The 15,404-nt window shown below is 68.1% G+C and carries 14 protein-coding genes and 1 tRNA gene; 10 read left to right on the top strand and 5 right to left on the bottom strand.

The annotated features are described in order from the left end of the window. Positions 1–5: 5 nt before the first annotated feature. Positions 6–1,742, bottom strand: coding sequence for an ABC transporter permease (locus RIB45_RS04205; protein WP_350048971.1), 1,737 nt, complete (start codon positions 1,740–1,742; stop codon positions 6–8). Beyond that, positions 1,732–2,973 (bottom strand): ABC transporter substrate-binding protein, encoded by a 1,242-nt coding sequence (locus tag RIB45_RS04210; RefSeq protein ID WP_350048972.1) that lies wholly within the window; start codon positions 2,971–2,973, stop codon positions 1,732–1,734. Before RIB45_RS04210 ends, RIB45_RS04205 begins: the two co-directional genes overlap by 11 nt. 387 nt (positions 2,974–3,360) lie before the next feature. On the opposite strand from RIB45_RS04210, the gene RIB45_RS04215 reads away from it, so the two are divergent. The 4 genes from RIB45_RS04215 (at position 3,361) to RIB45_RS04230 (ending at position 5,727) form a co-directional block, all read left to right on the top strand. Continuing rightward, complete coding sequence (locus RIB45_RS04215; RefSeq protein WP_350048973.1) at positions 3,361–3,912, top strand: GNAT family N-acetyltransferase; 552 nt, start codon at positions 3,361–3,363, stop codon at positions 3,910–3,912. Between the two features lie 48 nt (positions 3,913–3,960). Then, a tRNA-Gly gene (locus tag RIB45_RS04220) sits at positions 3,961–4,034 on the top strand. Between the two features lie 460 nt (positions 4,035–4,494). Then, a complete protein-coding gene (locus RIB45_RS04225; RefSeq protein WP_350048974.1) occupies positions 4,495–4,821 on the top strand; it encodes a hypothetical protein in 327 nt (108 codons plus the stop codon). A 117-nt stretch (positions 4,822–4,938) separates the two neighbouring features. Continuing rightward, the gene (locus RIB45_RS04230) at positions 4,939–5,727 is read left to right on the top strand and encodes a Crp/Fnr family transcriptional regulator (RefSeq protein WP_350048975.1); all 789 of its coding nucleotides are present in this window, start codon (positions 4,939–4,941) and stop codon (positions 5,725–5,727) included. Here the strand turns inward: RIB45_RS04230 and RIB45_RS04235 are convergent. Beyond that, complete coding sequence (locus RIB45_RS04235; RefSeq protein WP_350048976.1) at positions 5,714–5,992, bottom strand: usg protein; 279 nt, start codon at positions 5,990–5,992, stop codon at positions 5,714–5,716. The two genes, RIB45_RS04230 and RIB45_RS04235, sit on opposite strands and share 14 nt — an antisense overlap. Positions 5,993–6,297: 305 nt before the next feature. On the opposite strand from RIB45_RS04235, the gene groES reads away from it, so the two are divergent. The 5 genes from groES to RIB45_RS04260 all read left to right on the top strand — a co-directional run bounded on the left by groES (position 6,298) and on the right by RIB45_RS04260 (position 11,496). Beyond that, the gene (gene groES / locus RIB45_RS04240) at positions 6,298–6,612 is read left to right on the top strand and encodes a co-chaperone GroES (protein WP_350048977.1); all 315 of its coding nucleotides are present in this window, start codon (positions 6,298–6,300) and stop codon (positions 6,610–6,612) included. Positions 6,613–6,665: 53 nt separating this feature from the next. Continuing rightward, positions 6,666–8,309, top strand: coding sequence for a chaperonin GroEL (groL, locus tag RIB45_RS04245; RefSeq protein ID WP_350048978.1), 1,644 nt, complete (start codon positions 6,666–6,668; stop codon positions 8,307–8,309). A gap of 178 nt (positions 8,310–8,487) precedes the next feature. Beyond that, the gene (locus tag RIB45_RS04250) at positions 8,488–9,708 is read left to right on the top strand and encodes a DNA/RNA non-specific endonuclease (protein WP_350048979.1); all 1,221 of its coding nucleotides are present in this window, start codon (positions 8,488–8,490) and stop codon (positions 9,706–9,708) included. 68 nt (positions 9,709–9,776) lie between these two features. Then, the gene (locus RIB45_RS04255) at positions 9,777–11,141 is read left to right on the top strand and encodes a mechanosensitive ion channel family protein (RefSeq protein ID WP_350048980.1); all 1,365 of its coding nucleotides are present in this window, start codon (positions 9,777–9,779) and stop codon (positions 11,139–11,141) included. Between the two features lie 112 nt (positions 11,142–11,253). After that, a complete protein-coding gene (locus RIB45_RS04260; protein WP_350048981.1) occupies positions 11,254–11,496 on the top strand; it encodes a hypothetical protein in 243 nt (80 codons plus the stop codon). A gap of 4 nt (positions 11,497–11,500) precedes the next feature. On the opposite strand, the gene RIB45_RS04265 is transcribed toward RIB45_RS04260, so the two are convergent. Beyond that, the gene (locus RIB45_RS04265) at positions 11,501–12,073 is read right to left on the bottom strand and encodes a carboxymuconolactone decarboxylase family protein (RefSeq protein WP_350048982.1); all 573 of its coding nucleotides are present in this window, start codon (positions 12,071–12,073) and stop codon (positions 11,501–11,503) included. Between the two features lie 135 nt (positions 12,074–12,208). After that, positions 12,209–12,784, bottom strand: a complete 576-nt coding sequence (locus tag RIB45_RS04270) for a TetR/AcrR family transcriptional regulator (RefSeq protein WP_350048983.1) — start codon at positions 12,782–12,784, stop codon at positions 12,209–12,211. 200 nt (positions 12,785–12,984) lie between these two features. Between RIB45_RS04270 and RIB45_RS04275 the strand changes: the two genes are divergently transcribed. Further along, on the top strand, positions 12,985–15,270 hold the full coding sequence (locus RIB45_RS04275) for a xanthine dehydrogenase family protein molybdopterin-binding subunit (RefSeq protein ID WP_350048984.1): 2,286 nt from the start codon (positions 12,985–12,987) through the stop codon (positions 15,268–15,270). The last annotated feature ends 134 nt before the right edge of the window (positions 15,271–15,404 follow it).

Here is a 15,404-nt window from a genome sequence, read left to right on the forward strand (position 1 = left end):
GATCCCTACAATCCCTCTCGCATGCCGCGGCGGCGGCGGTATATCCAGGCCGGCGCCGCGGTCGCCGCCAGGAAGCCGAGCAGCGGCAACGCGGCTTGCAGCACGGCGAAGACGCCGATCAATCGTCGATCGCCCCCGCCGGCGCGCGCCACCGCCTCGGTCGTCAGCGTGGTCAAGCGGCCGCCGCCGGCGAAGACGGTCGGCAGATATTCGCCGACGCTGACCGCGAAGCCCACCGCCAACGCGATTGCGATCGGGCGCAGCAGCATCGGCGCCTTGATGCGCCAGAAAACCCGGTTCGGCCCGGCGCCCAAGCACAGCGCGGTGCGGGCGTAGCGCGGGTCGAGCTTCCGGAACGGCTCCGACAGCGCGAGGAAAAGATAGGGCAGCACGAACAGCAGATGCGCCCAGATCAACGCCCCCCAAGTTCCCTGCAGGCCGACCGACACCAACAACACTTGGGCGCCGAACAGGAAAGCGACTTGCGGAACGATCAGCGGCGTGTAGAGCAACCAGAGCGCGCGCGTCGAGGGGCGGCGGCCTTTGCGATCCTCGGACTCCAGGCAAGCCAGAACCAGCGCCAACGCGATCAGCGCCGCCAGGACCCCGACGATCAGCGTGGTCAAACCCGGCTCCGCAGCCTCTCCCGCCGTACGCGTCCAGATGCGCAGGCTCCATTCGCCCGGCAGCGCGTCCGGCCAGCGCCAGCGCCACGCCAGCGACCAGATCGCCATGCCGACGAGCGCGACCAGCCCCACGCCGGTCACGACCAACAGGCCGCCGGTCGCGATCCGCGCCGCCGTCTCGGCGCCGGCGCGCCGTCCGGCGGCCGTCCAGCCCCGGCCCAGGCGCGCGACCAGTCGCTCCGCCGCCGCCCAAGCGGCCAGCGCGCCGAGCGCGACCAGAATCTGCGCGCACGCCCCGGCGGCGGCCAGGAATTGGAAGCTCAAATCCGGATCGTTGGCCCAGCGCAGGATCAGCAGGGACAAGGTCGGCTGCGTGGCGCCGGTGAGCAGCAGGGCGACGTCCACCACCGAAACCGAAAAGGCGACGGCCGCGAAGATCGGCAGGCGCATCTGACGGTAGACCAGCGGCAGCACGCATTTCAGCCACGCCGTCGCGGGTCGGTAGCCCAGGCTTCGCGCCACGGCCAGCGTCTTCTCCGCCTGAACCTGGTTTAGCGCCCCAAGCAGCATGAGAAACAGAAAAGGCGTCTCTTTCACCGTCAGGGCCAGGATCAGATTGAGCCCGAACGGATCGGGCGACAGCGCGATGTCCGGCGGCGTCTCGAATCCCGTCGCCCAGGGTGAAAGCGCGCGCATCAGCCAACCGCTGGGCGCCAGCAGAAACGCCAGACCGATGGCGAAGGCCGCGTGCGGCACCGCCAGAAGGGGCGACAACAGCCGGCGCATCAGGGCGAACAGCCGGGTTTGATGGCAGGCGGCCGCGAAACCGATGGTCAGCGCGAAAGACAGCGCGGCCGCGGCGAGGCCGGTCCATAGGCTGGCCGCGATCGCGCCTGCGACGCCGGGATAGGCGGCGAAGCGCCGCCAGGGCTCCAGCGAGAACGTGTCCCCGCCGAGCGCCGGCAGATAGCCGAAGGCCGGGGCCGCCGCGCCTGCAAGCCCGGCGGCCACCGGGACGAGAAAGAGCGACAGCGTCAGCCCCGGCGCGAGCGCCAGCAACCCGATCCCTCGGCTTGGGCGTCCGCTTTGCGGCGCGCGCGCCCGCTCAGGCGCCATAACGGGCGAGCCAACGCTCCTCGATGCGGGTCATCCAGGTCGGGTGCGGCTCCGGCAGGGTCGGTCCCAATTCGTCGGGCGGCAGCGTCGCGGGGCCGCGCGGCAGGTCCTCGAACAGCGCGCGCGCCTCCGGCGACAGACGCGAGAAGCTCAGCACCGTCTGGTCGCCCCAGACCTCCGCGTTCTGCTTCTTCGCCTGCGCTTCCGGCGACATCAGGAAGTTCGCCGTCACCATCGCCGCCGGCTTGTTGGGAGAGTTATAAGGGATCGCGACGAAGTGGGTGTTGCCGATCGTCCCCTCGTCGAAGACGAAGGTACGGACCGTCTCCGGCAGCCGGCCTTGCGCGATCAACGCCGACGCCTCGGCCGGATTGAAGCTGATGGCGATGTCGATGACCGCGTTGTCGAGCATCCGGATTTGGTCGGCGCTGCTCTTCGGGAAGTCCCGTCCCGCGCGCCACATCACCGGATGAAGCGCGTCGAGGTAGGCCCAAAGCGGCGCGGTCACGGCCTCGAAATTCTCGCCCGCCGGATCCAGCAGCACGGCCGGATCTTCGGCCAGCGCGTAAAGCGCCTGCTTCAGGAAGGTGGAGCCGGTGAAGTCCGGGGGCGCGGGATAGGTGAAGCGTCCCGGATTGGCCTCGGCCCACCTCAACAGCTCCCGCGTGGAGGCGGGCGTCTGCGCGACGCGCGACGCGTCATAGGGAAAAACGATCTTCGCCATGCCCCACGGCGCCTCCAACCCCTCGGTCGGGACGGTGAAATCGATCACCGTGGTCGGCTTTTCCTCCGGATCGATCAGCGCGAAGTTCGGCAGGATCTCGTCGAGCGGGCCGAACAGCAACCCGGCGTCCTTCATCGCCTTGAAGTTTTCGCCGTTGATCCAGATGAGGTCGACGGATCCGTCGTCGTCACGGCCGGCGCTCTTTTCCGCCAGCACCTTGCGCACGGCCTCGGCCGTGTCGGTCAGCTTCACGTGGATCAGCTCGATGTCGTGTCGCTCCTCGAGCCGGTCGGCGACCCAGCGGATGTAGTCGTTGGTCGCCTCGCTGCCGCCCCAGGCGTTCCAATAGACTTGACCGCCCGCGGCTCGTTGCGCGACGGCGGACCAGGGCGTCTCGGTCCAACGCGGTTCTTCCGCCTGGGCGGGGACGGACGCCGCGGCGAGCGGCGCGGCCAGCGCGAGCGCGACCGCCGCCGCGCGCTTCAGAGGGGATAGGCGGTTCGGCATTCGATCTCGTCTCCCTCGAGTAGTCTGCGTGTTCTCGACCCATCCATCTAAGCGACGGGGCCGCGAGTGACCAGCGCCGGAGCCGAAGACCCACGGACTTGTGATCGCTTCGCGCGCCATGCTATCAGGCTTTGATAAGGAGGGGGCGACGCCGAACGGCGGCGCCCGGTCCCGCAGGACGGAAAGGATTTCCGCGATGGCGCGGCCCAGGGTCAGGACGCTTCGACGTATCCGACGATGCGGCGCCGCCGCGCCCGTCGGGCGTCGCGCGCGTCGCCTCGGCCCCCTCGCCGGCGCCGGGTCCGCTTGCGTCCATTCGACGGGTGCAGCCCTCGCATGACGCGCGCAGAGGACCCGCCGGCCGCCCCCGGATCGGAGTCCTCTTTCATGCCGCACGACCTGCCCCCGCTCGACGTCTCGATCGAGCCTGAGAAACCCGAAGACCAGCCCGCCGTCGACGCCCTGATCGCCGAAAGCTTCGGGCCGGAGCGCGAGAAGCGCACGGTTTACCGGTTCCGCGACGGGCGCCCGCCGCTCGGCGATCTCGCCTTCGTCGCCCGCCTGAAAGAGGCGACCACGGGCGCCGAGAAGCTGGTGGCCTCGCTCAATTTCTGGGCCGTGGCGGGCCCCGAGGGGCCGCTGCCGCTGCTCGGCCCGCTCGCCGTGCTGCCGGCGCTGCGCGGGCGCGGCGTGGGCCGCGCGTTGGTCGCGCACGGGTTGTCGGAGACCAAGCGCCTCGGCTGGCCGGCGGTGCTGATCGTCGGCGATCCGGGCTACTATGCGCCGTTCGGCTTTTCGGTCGGGCCGGTGGCGGGGCTGGAGCTGCCGGGACCGGTCGGCCCGCTGACCTTCATGGGGCTCGAGTTCGAGGTCGGCGCGCTGACGGGGCTCGTCGGGTCGGTGCGGCCCGCGCCGCGTATCGACCCGCCGATCGATTGAAGCGCTTGCGAGCGCCGCGCCGTTTTACTATAGACACCGAACGGAGACGCGGGTGTAGCTCAATGGTAGAGCAGCAGCTTCCCAAGCTGACGACGAGGGTTCGATTCCCTTCACCCGCTCCATTTTTCTTTCAATAAAAATAGATATTTGGACATGCCACGGCTTTGGCGCGGCCGGTGCGATGTCAGGGTTTGAGTAACTCTTGAGTAAAGCCATTCGCGGCGGCAGGGGTCGGCGCCGAGAGTGTTGAGCCTGCGCGGCGAGTTTCCCATCGCTCGTCTGCCCGGTTGGCCGCATAGAAATAGCGGTTCAATTCGAACCTATCTCAGCGACCCCCGAGTGCTTTTCGAGAACGTGCGCTGTCGCCGGTGTCCAGCGTCCGTTTGATTAGAAAAAATCACCACACCGACGCCTTGCGGCAGTTTGCAGCGGATCTTTTGACCTCCGCCTCGCTCAAGCCGACCGGATCGGTGACCCGGCCGTGGGCGCCGCGGGGTGCAGCGCGCGCCCTTTTAATCTCGCTCGCCCGGTCCTATATGTTTCGTTAGCCGAAATGCAGGCTTTAGGCCGCGGAGGCGAAACATGAAATCCGGCGCACGAAGCAGCGGCGACATCGCGGCGCTGGCTTTGTTGGAATCCTTAATCGTGACCTTGTTGGACGAGGGCGTCCTCAGCCAAGCGCAGGTCGACGAGACCTTCGAGGTCGCGATCGACGCCTTGCGCGGCGCGGAGGACGACGGCGTCGCGGACTCGCAGGCCGGCGAAGCCGACGCCTCTGGCCCCGATCAGGAGGATGGGCGCGGAGACGGCGACGGTTCCTGGGCCGACGGGCCGAACGACCCGGCGTCGACGCGCCGGCGAGAGGCGGCGGCTTTGCTCGAACGTCTGCGGGCGGCCTCGCCCCTGTGAGATCGCGCACAGACAGAAGGGGCGCGGAGAATTTTACCTATGCGTCGCCCGATCCGATACGGTATGGTTCCCTAAGCATAGACGCGCCACGGACAGGTCAGGGGGCTATAAGCGAGGATGGACGGACGTGAAGCGGGCGCCCCGTCCGGCATGACGCCGGCGGCGGCGGGGGTCGGCGGCGAGGCGTTCTGCGCCCTAGTCTGGCGGGTTCAGCAGCTGGCCCCTGTCTCCAAGGCGGCGCGGGACCGGCTGCTGGCGCTCAAAGGGCCTGATCGACGCGTGGCGCGCGGCGAGACGCTCATCGCCCAGGGCGAGGCGCACGGCCGCGTGCATTTGATCCAATCCGGCTGGTGCGCGTCGGCCCGTTTGTTGAAGGACGGGCGGCGGCAGATCCACCGCATCGCAATTCCCGGCGACTTCATCATGTTCGACGCCTTGCTGCGCGGCCACAGCCCTGTCGAAATCGAAGCGTTGAGCGAGATGCGCGTCGCCCCGCTCGACGAAGCGGGATTGAAGGAGGCGATGGCGACGGATCAACGCGTCTTCCTGGCCCTGATGGCGGCGGTCGTGCGCGATGAAAGCGCGTTGATCGAGCGTCTGGCGAGCCTGGGGCGTCGCTCCGCCGAGGAACGGCTCGCCCATTTCCTGGTGGAGTTGCAGGACCGTCTGGTCGGCCTCGGCCTCACCGACGCGGACGACGGGTTCGACTTCCCAGTGACGCGCGAGCAGTTGGCCGATGCGATGGGCCTGACCACCATCCACATTTACCGCACCTTACGCCGCCTGAAAGACAAGCGGCTGTGCGAACTGCGCGACGGGCGCGTGCGGATCTTCGATCTCGCAGGGTTGAGCCGGCTCGCGCTCTACGATCCGCACGTGGTCGATCCGCCCCTTAATGCAGGGTGAAAAGGCCCCCGACCGCGCGCGCTTCGGCGGCGGTGACGATTTCGGTGCGGGCGAGGCGCACCGAATGCAGCCGGCCCTCGATGTTGGTCTCCCAATAGTCCAGGAACTGTTTGAGGCGCGGGAAATCCGGCGCCAAATCGTAATGCTGCCAGATGAACTGCTGCAGCAGGTCGGGATAATCGGGAAGGTGATAGACGATTTCCGCCGTCGCCAGACGGTAGCCGGTCAGCTGTTGTTGAAAGGCGGGATCGATCGAAACGCTCATGCTTGTCGCCTCCTTGCTCGCAAACTCGATGAGAAGCGGTGTTTTTCTTGAAAATGTGCGGTGCAACAGATTTTCGCGCAAGATAAAAAGCAACAAAAACAAGATGTTAGCAGCCATTACGGGCGGCTGCTAACAAAGGCGCAAAAGCTCTTGAAAGCCGCGTGAGACGGGCCTATTTAAGCGCGGCTTAGCACTCGATCAGGGGGAGTGCTAAGCGGGCGCCCCCGGAAAACCGAAGACGAGAACCGGGGGAGTCCGCCATCCCCTGCTGACGACCTTTGTCTTGAAAAGAGGAGGTTACGGCTATGGCTTTTCGGCCGCTGCACGACCGGGTTTTGGTCCGTCGCATCGAAGAGGATCAGAAGACGGCCGGCGGGATCATCATTCCCGACACCGCCAAGGAGAAGCCCATGCAGGGCGAGGTGATCGCCGTCGGCAAGGGCGTGACGCTTGAGGACGGCACGGTCCGTCCGCTCGACGTTCAGGCCGGCGACACGGTGCTGTTCGGCAAGTGGTCCGGCACCGAAGTGAAGATGGACGGGGAGGAGCTCCTCATCATGAAGGAGAGCGACATCCTCGGGATCATCGAGGCGAAAGCCGCCGCCAAGAAGGCCGCCTGACGGGCGGGTCTTTGGGTTCAACCGCTTGCTCGTAAACGAGGAGTGAACAAGAAATGTCTGCGAAAGACGTGAAGTTCTCGACGGACGCGCGCAACCGCATGCTGCGCGGCGTCGACATTCTGGCCGACTCGGTGAAGGTCACGCTGGGGCCGAAGGGCCGCAACGTCGTGATCGACAAGAGCTTCGGCGCGCCGCGCATCACCAAGGACGGCGTGACCGTGGCCAAGGAGATCGAGCTTAAGGACAAGTTCGAGAACATGGGCGCGCAGATGCTGCGCGAGGTCGCGTCCAAGACGAACGACCTGGCCGGCGACGGCACCACGACGGCGACCGTGCTGGCCCAGGCCATCGTCCGCGAGGGCGTGAAGGCCGTGGCCGCCGGCATGAACCCGATGGATCTGAAGCGCGGCGTCGACATGGCGGTCGAGGCCGTCGTGGCCGACATCGCCAAGCGCGCCAAGAAGGTCTCGCAGAACAGCGAGATCGCCCAGGTCGGCTCGATCTCCGCCAACGGCGACCGCGAGGTCGGCCAGATGATCGCCGACGCCATGGCGAAGGTCGGCAATGAAGGCGTCATCACGGTCGAGGAGGCCAAGGGCCTGGAGACCGAACTGGACGTCGTCGAGGGCATGCAGTTCGACCGCGGCTACCTGTCCCCCTACTTCGTGACGGACAGCGAGCGCATGCAGGTCGAGCTCGACGATCCCTACATCCTGCTGTTCGACAAGAAGCTCTCCAACCTGCAGGCCCTGCTCCCGGTGCTGGAGAAGGTCGTGCAGTCGGGCAAGCCGCTCCTGATCATCGCTGAGGACGTCGAGGGCGAGGCGCTGGCCACCCTCGTCGTCAACAAGCTGCGCGGCGGGCTGAAGGTCGCGGCCGTCAAGGCGCCGGGCTTCGGCGATCGCCGCAAGGCGATGCTGGAGGACATGGCGATCCTGACCGGCGGCACGGTCGTCTCGGAGGAGACGGGCGTAAAGCTGGAGAGCGTCACGATCGACATGCTGGGCCGCGCCAAGAACGTCTCCATCACCAAGGATGAGACGACGATCGTCGACGGCGCCGGCAAGAAGAAGGAGATCGAGGGCCGCTGCGCGCAGATCAAGGCGCAGATCGAGAAGACGACCTCCGACTACGATCGCGAGAAGCTGCAGGAGCGTCTCGCGAAGCTGGCCGGCGGCGTGGCCGTCATCCGCGTCGGCGGCGCCACCGAGGTCGAGGTGAAGGAGAAGAAGGACCGCGTCGACGACGCGCTCCACGCCACCCGCGCGGCGGTGCTGGAAGGCATCGTGCCCGGCGGCGGCACGGCGCTCCTCTACTCGGTCAAGGCGCTCGCCAAGCTGGAGCCCGCCAACAACGACCAGAAGGTCGGCGTCGAGATCATCCGTCGCGCGCTCACCGCGCCGGCGCGTCAGATCGCGACCAACGCGGGCGAGGACGGCGCCGTCATCGTCGGCAAGCTCTTGGAGTCGAAGGACGTCAACTACGGCTTCGACGCGCAGGAAGGCGTCTTCGGCGACCTAGTGAAGAAGGGCGTCATCGACCCCGCCAAGGTCGTGCGCTGCGCGCTGCAGGACGCGAGTTCGGTCGCCGGTCTGCTGATCACGACCGAAGCCATGATCGCCGACAAGCCGGAGCCGAAGGGAAGCGCCGGCGCGGGCATAGGCGGCGGAATGGGCGACATGGGCATGGACTTCTAAGTCCGTCCCACGTCCCCCGTCGATCCGACGATGGGGAGGGCGGCGCTTGCGGGCGCCGCCCTTTCTTTTTGTGCGGACCTGGGAAAAGGCGCCGGCGGACGCGCCGCGGCGCGCGTATCGCACAGCCGCAACATGGTTCATGCTACACTCTGTCCGTGCAATGACGGGGAGGTGCGCCATGACAGGTTTCGATGCGATGTTCCTGGGGATCGGGGCGCCCATGCCGCGGTTCCAGGCGGCGCTCGACGGCGACGTTCTGCGCCGGGAGACGCTGGACCAGGGGGTCTACGCCCACTACGCCAACTATACGGTGGTGATGAACGCGGCTCGCCGGGAGCCTGTCTTCGCCGCGCTCAATATCGACCAGAACGCGCTGCATGTGGTCGACAGCCGCTCCTGGCGGCCGGACGCCAGGATCGGCGCGGCGCATCAACTGACCGATCCCTATTACGACCGCAACCCCTGGGACAAGGGCCATATGGCCCGGCGCGCGGCCGCCGCCTGGGGCGACAGCCTGCGCGCCGCCAAACGGGCCTCTGACGACACCTACTACTATTCCAACGCCGCTCTGCAGCACGAGAACTTCAACCGCGACGAATGGGTCGCGCTGGAGGATTGGGTGTTGGAGCACAAGGGGCCGAAGGACGGCCGGCTTTCCGTGTTCAGCGGCCCGGTCCCCGGCGCCTACGACCGTACGGTTGAGCCGCCGGGTTTGCCGATCGCCAAGGTTCCGCCCGCCTTCTTCAAGGTGATGTGCTATTGCGACGCGGCGGGCGCGCTGAAAGTCCACGCCTTCATGCTGACTCAGGACGTGGCGGCGCTGAAGGACCGGCGCGGCCGGCGGCTCTATGATTTCGAGAACTATCAGGTGACCGTTGCGGAGATTGAGGAGCTGACCGGCCTCGTCTTCGACGACGCGATCGCGGCCGCGAACCCGCTGCTCAGCACCGATACACAGGAGCGCCGACGGAGCATGGGCATCACCCATTTCCCCGAGCGCCTGGAAACCGACGGCCCGCATGAGCTGATGGAGACCGGCGACCCGCGTCACGGCTTTCTGGACGACGAGTTGGACGTCTTCATCGCCGCCGCCATGATCGATCCCGAAGGCGACGAGACGGCCGGGGAGTGGGTGTCGATCCTGAACCTGACCAATGAGATCGTCGATCTCGACGGCTGGCGCCTGCGCGATCGGATGCGCCGCGAGCGGCGGCTCGAGGGCCGTCTCGACCCCGGCGCGGCGATCGCGGTGCGCGACCTCTCGCCGCTGAGGTTGCCGAACGCGGGCGGCACGATCAGCCTATTCCACGCCAACGGCATGCAGGTCGACCGGGTGCGCTACAAGCGGCGCGACGTCCCGGCGGAAGGGCGGGCTCTGGTCTTCGCCTATCCGACCTGAGGATTAAAGGCGCGCGATCCGCGCAGGGACCATTCCCGATCGGCGGAGACTCGCGTTAAGCTCTCGTCATGGAGTTCCCGCCCGATCTTGAAACCCTCGACCGCCTCGTCGCCGGCGCTTTGTTCTGGCTGAAGACGCGCGTCGTCAATTGGCCGGTGCTGATCCAGGCCGGGATGATCGTCGGGCTTTTCGGGCTGGCGCGGATCGGGGGCGGGCGCCTGAAGCCCGGCGCGGCGGCGTGGGTCGCGCGCTGGTTCAATCGACCGCGCACCCCGCCCGCGCTCAAGCGGCTGGGGGAGGAGGCGCCGCGGCTCGTCCCCTGGGCCTTGCTGCTGATCCTGTTGTGGCTGGCGAGCGGGGTGGTGGAGCGCACGGCCGCCGATTTCTTCCGCGGCGGCTGGCTGCTGCGAACGGCGGCGAGCCTCACCTTCGCCTGGATCGCCATCCGCCTGGCGACCAGCCTGATCCGCACGCACGTGCTGGCGCGCACGGCCGCCGCGGTGATCTGGCTGATCGCCGCGCTCAACATCCTGCAATTGCTGGGTCCGACGATCGCCGTGATGGATGCGGCTGCGATCGAGGTGGGGGAGCTGCGCGTCTCCGTCCTTATGGTGGTGAAGGGGGTGCTGTCCCTGGCCGTGCTGCTGTGGGCGGCGACGGCGCTCTCCGGGGTGCTGGAACGGCGCTTTCAGGCGGTGCCGGAGCTGACGCCCTCGGTCCAGGTGCTCCTCGCCAAGCTCGCCAAGGTGACGCTGGTCGTGCTGGCCATCGTCATCGGCTTGAAATCGATCGGGGTGGATCTGACGGCCTTTGCGCTGTTCTCCGGCGCGCTCGGCGTCGGCATCGGCTTCGGGCTGCAGAAGGTGATCTCCAACCTCGTCTCCGGGATCATCCTGCTGATGGACAAGTCCATCAAACCCGGCGACGTGGTGGCGGTGCAGGACACCTACGGCTGGGTGAAGAGCTTCGGGGCGCGCTACGCCTCCGTCATCACCCGTGACGGGATCGAGCATCTGATCCCGAACGAGGAGTTCATCACCCAGCGGGTCGAGAACTGGTCCTACACCGACAGCAAGGTGCGCCTGAAGGTGCCGATCGGGGTGAGCTACGACAGCGACGTGCGCCTCGCCATGAAACTCGCCGTCGAGGCGGCGGCTGAGGAGCCGCGGGTGATCGACGAGCCGGCGCCGAAATGCCTGTTGATCGAGTTCGGCGACAATTCGGTCAATCTGGAGCTGCGCCTTTGGATCGCCGACCCGCAGGAGGGGGTGCGCAACATCCGCTCCGCCGTTCTGCTGCGCGTCTGGGACAAGTACCATGAGGCCGGCGTGCAGTTCCCCTTCCCGCAGCGCGACCTGCATGTGAAGGGGCCGGTCGCGGTGCGGCTGCAGGAGGAGGGGAGCGTCGGCGGCGGAACGCCCCGGCCCAGATGACAATCAGGGATTGGAAAGGGGGCGGGCTCGCCCCGGCGCCCTGCTTGGTCGTTCAAGGATGCCGCCGCCGGTCGCCACCCTAGCTTCCTTCGCCAAGCGGAGGGCCGAGACCATGCAGCATCTCTTCCACAGCATCACCCACCCCGTCGTCTGCGCGACCTGCGCGGAGGAGACGGCCCAAGGGCTGGCCGACGCCGCCAGCCTGCAGAACTACAGCCGGCTCGACGTCGGCTTCACCGACCGCGGCCTGCAGGTCTGGCGTCGGCGCCATCAGGCGAACCTCGTCCACATCGACTTCGAGGGGCGCGCCCCCGACGCCGATTTTCGCCGCTTGGAGAAGAAGCCGGGACGCTGACGCGTCACGCCGCCTTCTTGGAGGCCGGATCCCACTTCTCCGCCGCCAATTCGTCGTTGAGCGGGATGTCGCCGACGACGGCGTCGGTCATGTTGGTGAGGGTCTTGACCGCGACACCCAGCACCACGTCCAGCGCTTGGCGTTCGCTGTAGCCGGCGGCCAGGAAATCCGCGACCGCCTGACGGTCGAGGCGGCCGCGCTCGACGGTCGCCTGCTGCGCGAAGCGGCGCAGCGCCTCCAGCTTGTCGTCGTCGATCGGCCGACCGTCGCGCACGGCGGCGACAGCGTCGGCGTCCAGGCCGGCGCCCTTGGCCCCCTTAGAATGCGCCGCGACGCAGAAGTGGCAGTCGTTCTCATAGGACACGGACAGCAGGATCAACTGCCGCTCCGCCGGCGAAAAGTCGGTCTTGTCGAAGATCCCCTGCAGGGTGACGTAGCCCTCCAGCGCGGCCGGGCTTTCGGCCATCGCGCCCAGGATGGCGGGCAGGAAGCCCATCTTCTGATTGACGGCCTTCAGCGTCTCCTGGGTCTCGGCCGGCGCGCTCTCGGCGTCGTGAATGGGGAAATCGGCGCTCATGCGAGCCTCCCTTCGAATTGATGGGGTGCGCCGCCGAGTATCGGCGACGCGGTCAGCAGGCATGTGGGTATTTTACCAATCGTTCCAATATCGCCGCCGAGGCGATCGGTTCACACTTGCGTGAGGCGCGCGGCCTTACACCGTCGCCAGCGTGCGTGTCGCGATCTGGCGCAGCGCGCGTTCGTCCGGATTGACCTTGGCGATGACCTGCAGCCCCTGCATGGCGTTGAGCAGGAAACGCGCGACTTCACGGGGCTTCGCGTCGGCGTCGACTTCGCCGCGCGCCTGGCCGCGTCGCACGACGAGGTCCAGCGCATTCTCCATCCGCGCCAGCGCCCGGCGCGCGGCGGCAAGCACAGCCTCGTCCCGCGCCCCGAATTCGCAGATCGTGTTGGTGATCAGGCACCCTGCGCCGCGACCGTCCAGGCAGCGCGCGATCAACCGGTCGAACAGACGGCTCAGCATGTCGCGCGTCGAGATCGTCTCGTCGTCCAAGTCTAGGGCGGCGAACAGTCCGGCGCCGGTGTAGCGCTCCAAGGCCTTCAGGAACAGCGCGTGCTTGTCGCCGAAGGCGCCGTAAAGGCTCGCCCGATTCACGCCGGTGGTGCGCACCAGATCATCGATCGACGTAGCCTCGTAACCTTGCGCCCAGAAGGCTTGCATGGCCTGGTCCAGCGCGCGCTCGGGATCGAAGGCTTTGGGTCTCGGCATGGCGTCTCTCCGCCTTCTGTTGAAGCTCAGATATGGCGCTATTGGAACGCTCGTTCAACTACTTGGCGACGTCATGCAAGCGGCGGGCCGCGGGCCGTCCCGCCGCGCGGCGGTTTGCCGACCCGCGCGCGGCTTGCTAAAGGAAAGGACGTCCCGCTCAGCCGTTCGCAGAGGTCTCCAGCGCTTCCCCAGAGGTTCGAATGCCCGACACGCCCGCCGCCCCGACCAACGTCTATATCGGCCGTTCCGCCCCGCGGGTGGAGGATCGCCGGCTGCTGACCGGCGCCGGGCGCTTCGTCGAGGACGTGCGCCCGCCCCGAGCGCTCGGCCCGGCCTTGGCGGCGGTGGTGGTGCGCAGCCCGGTCGCGCACGGCCGGATAAGCGCGCTCGATCTGGAGGAGGCGCGCGCCGTCGACGGCGTCGTGAAGATCTATTCGGCCGAAGAATTGGCGGCGCTCGGCGTGCAGGAGATGCCCTGCCTGACCCGGATCGAAAGCGCCGACGGCGCGCCCTTCCATGCGCCGCCGCGCTATCCGCTGGCGCGCGAGACGGTGCGCTTCGTCGGCGACCCGGTGGCCTTCGTCGTCGCCGAGAGCGAGGCGGCGGCGCAGGAGGCCGCGGAGGCGGTCTTCGTCGACATCGACGATCTCGATCCCGTCGTCGATCCGAAGGCGTCGGAGGAGATCGGCTACGTCTGGGAGGACGGCGACCGCGCCGCCACGGACGCCGCCTTTCAGCAGGCCGCCCAGGTCGTCAGCCTGTCGGACGTCGTCAACAACCGCGTCGTGATCACGCCGATTGAGACGCGCTCCGCGCTCGCCTGGGTCGATCCGGCGGACGGGGGCGCCGTTCTGACGACGCAGACCCAAGGCGTGCATTTCGTGCGCCGTACGGTGGCCGGAACGCTCGGCCTGCCGGAGGACGGTTTGCGGGTCGTGACCCAGGACGTGGGCGGCAGTTTCGGCATGAAGTTGATGAACTATCCGGAGCAGACGCTGGTCGTGGCGGCGGCCCGCGATCTGGGACGCCCGGTGCGCTGGGTCTCCGGTCGGACGGAGGCGTTCCTGACCGACGCCCACGGCCGAGACCAGATCAGCGACGCGGAGCTGGCGCTGGACGCGCAGGGAAAGATCCTGGCCCTGCGCTGCCGGACGCTGGGCAATATCGGGGCCTACGCCTCCGCGCTCGGCCCCGGCGTGTTGTCCAAAGGGTTCGCCAAGACGCTCGGCCATTGCTACCGCGTGCCGGCGCTGCATCTCACCGCCACGGGCGTCTACACCAACACCGCCCCGACCGACGCCTATCGCGGCGCCGGCAAGCCGGAGAGCGAATATCTGGTGGAGCGTCTGGTCGAGGCCGCCGCCCGACGGCGCGGCGAAGATCCGGTTTCGTTCCGCCGCCGCAATCTGGTGACCGCCGACGAGCATCCCTACAAGGCCGCCAACGGCTTCACTTACGACAGCGCCGACTTCCCCGCCGTGATGGAGAAGGCGGTGGAGGTCTCCGACCGCGCCGGCTTCGCCGCGCGGCGCGCCGAGAGCGAGGCGCGGGGCCTCATGCGCGGATGGGGGATCGGCCTCTATCTGCACCTGACCGGCGGCGATCCGGCGGAGACCAGCGAGGTCATCCTGGAGGCCGACGGGACCGTCACCGTACTGACCGGCGTCCAGGCGTCGGGTCAGGGTCACGAAACCGCCTTCGCCCAGCTGGTCGCCGGGCGCCTTGAGATCGGGATCGAGCGGGTGCGGGTGGTCGAAGGCGACAGCGCCCGGATCGCGCGGGGCGGCGGCACCGGCGGCTCCTCCAGCCTGCCGATCGCGGCGACGACGATCGCGCGGGCGACTGAGTCGATGCTGGACGCCGCGCGCGAGCTGGCGGCGGAGGCGTTGGAGGCCGCGGCCGGCGACCTGGAGTACGGCGCCGGCCGCTTCACGATCAAGGGCACCGACCGCACGATCGATCTGGCCCAACTGGCCGCGCAGCTGCCGGAGGAGAAGGCGGGTCAATGCGCCGGGCTCGCCGACGCGGAGGGCGAATTCCAGACGGTCCCGCACGGCGCCTATGTCGCGGAGGTCGATCTCGACCCGGAAACCGGCGTCGTGACGCTCGACCGGCTGGTCTGCGTCGATGATCTTGGCGTGCGCCTCAACCCGATGATCGCGGAGGGCCAACTGCACGGCGGCCTCGCCCAGGGGATCGGCCAGGCGTTGTGCGAGCGCACGGTCTACGATCCCGACAGCGGCCAGATGCTGAGCGCCAGCCTGATGGATTATTGCCTGCCGCGCGCCGACGATCTGCCGGCCTTTGAGATGCATGCGGCCGACATTCCGACCGCGGCCAATCCGCTCGGCATGAAGGGCGCGGGCGAGGTGGGGTGCATCGGCGTCCCGGCCGCGGTGATCAACGCGGTGTGCGACGCCCTCGACGTCGAACACCTCGACATGCCGGCGACGCCGGAGCGGGTGTGGCGGGCGCTGCGGGACTAGCCGGAAAGACGGGAAGAAGGACGGGAGGGCGGTCCGACCGCGGGGGCTTCTCGCGTCCGGGATCGACGCGGGATCAATGCGGCGGGACCGGCCCTCCCTCTCAGGGCGCCGCCGCCCGCCGGACAGGCGGTTGG

It is taken from the genome of Marivibrio sp., assembly GCF_040218065.1.
Classification (GTDB): Bacteria; Pseudomonadota; Alphaproteobacteria; order UBA8366; family Aestuariispiraceae; genus Marivibrio.